At 41.8% G+C, this 1,687-nt stretch carries 1 protein-coding gene; it reads right to left on the bottom strand.

Going from position 1 to position 1,687, the window contains the following annotated elements:
- On the bottom strand, nt 1-1,282 hold a 1,282-nt coding region (locus ASL19_RS18590; RefSeq protein WP_235528965.1), incomplete at its 3' end, for a GUN4 domain-containing protein.
- Nucleotides 1,283-1,687: the final 405 nt, after the last annotated feature.

Below are 1,687 nucleotides of genomic sequence, written 5' to 3'. Positions count from 1 at the left end.
TGTCTTGACAGGAGGGAAGTACCCATAAACCCTGTGTACCGAGAGGGAAGTACGTACTTTCCGTGTAATAGAGCCATGAAAATGACCTAGAGAGGGAAGTACGTAAATGACGCAGTAATGGGAGTTGACCCGTTGGTGCGGACAATGAAAAGTTTAAATCTTTGTAATAGAGCCATGAACCTTGTTTTCTCCATCCCACCCTGTCTCCGAAGGAGCTCAATACATTCCAATCATATTGTTTTGTTCCCCCCAGGTTTTTGTATATTTCTTGTTGGACAGATATACCAAATTTACCCTGACTATATTTTAACCACAGATTGTCAATGGTGCGCAATTCTTGACAGGGAAAATTTTCTGCATCTTCTATTCTGAACCAACCCTCGCTTTGTCTGTTAGCTACTGCTAACATTACTCTGTCTGTTTCTATATCTGCTTCTCTAAAGTTTTGAGACTGTAATAAGGTTTCTAGTTTTGTATATTTAGAAGATGGGAGCTGGGATGGGTTAGTGTGGGAACTGGGTGATGGGGTGGAATTAAAGAAGGTTCTGGGTAAAAAACCATATAGGATATTAATGGGAATACCTGCATTAAAGCCAGTTTTTTCAGAAAGGGCGTTGGTATCTTCGAGTCCGTGAATGGCAATTACCTGACCTTGTGCATTAAAAACGGGACCCCCATTATTACCAATATGGGTGGTAGCATTATAAACCAGTCCATAGCCTTGGGGGGGATCTAAGTGTTTGACAACTACCTTACCAACAGTGATGGTAAAACTTCGTTGCTTACCCACTGTGCCAAAAATGGCGGGGAATCCAGCTACGGAAATATCAGCTCCTATGGTTAGGTTCTCTGAGTTACCCAAGGATGCAACTTGATAATTTTCATTGGATTGAAAGGTGACTAAAGCCAGGTCAGGGTCCTGAACGGTTTTTTGGATAAGTTGGAGTTCTTTGATGGGATATTCTTTGCCATCATGAGTTCTAACAGTATAAGTAAAGTCTTGGCGACAGCGAATTTTGGTAGTACCAAGTCTATCACATACCACATGATTGGCGGTGAGTACGGTATATATGGTGCCTTCTTTTTTGACAATTACACCGGAACCACCGGGGTGAGCGTCACTGTTGATTTGGACTATGGTTTTTTGGGCAATATCCTGGATAATGGGATGAGATAATAAGCGATGTTGGGGGATTGTTTGAGCTGGGGTGAGCTGGGATGAGAATAGGACTGTAGATATGATTCCAGAGGTTATAAATATATAGGTGAATGGTTTATACATTTAAATTTACAGGGTAGGGTATGTTTTTAATATAGCTTGAGTTAAGGGGTGAGGAATGAAAAGGGCGATTGCGCAGCACTCCCTGCGGGCGATTGCAAGGCACGCTCTCATCTAGGCACGTTTCATGTTCGGTTCCCGGTTCGTAAAAGGTTGACGGTAAACGTTTTCCGTCAAAGGATAAATCAGTTATTTTAAGGGTTTTGGGATATTTGGAGGGGCATTTTCTAAATGCACGCCCCTCAAAATCTTCAGAATTTTCCCTGAGGAAAACTAGCGCTCTTCTTTTTAATCTAAACACCGGAAGATAAACGTAGGTTGGGTTGAAGCATGAAACCCAACACCCCCATTATTTAATAGAACCATTACAGCCCTCAGATCTGCCTAAAATTATGCACTGGTTAAATT

The sequence above is a fragment of the Cylindrospermopsis sp. CR12 genome (assembly GCF_001432185.1).
GTDB classification, from domain to species: Bacteria; Cyanobacteriota; Cyanobacteriia; order Cyanobacteriales; family Nostocaceae; genus Raphidiopsis; species Raphidiopsis raciborskii.
Note: the sequence above shows the minus strand (reverse complement) of the source record. Positions and strands in the feature narration are given on the sequence as shown.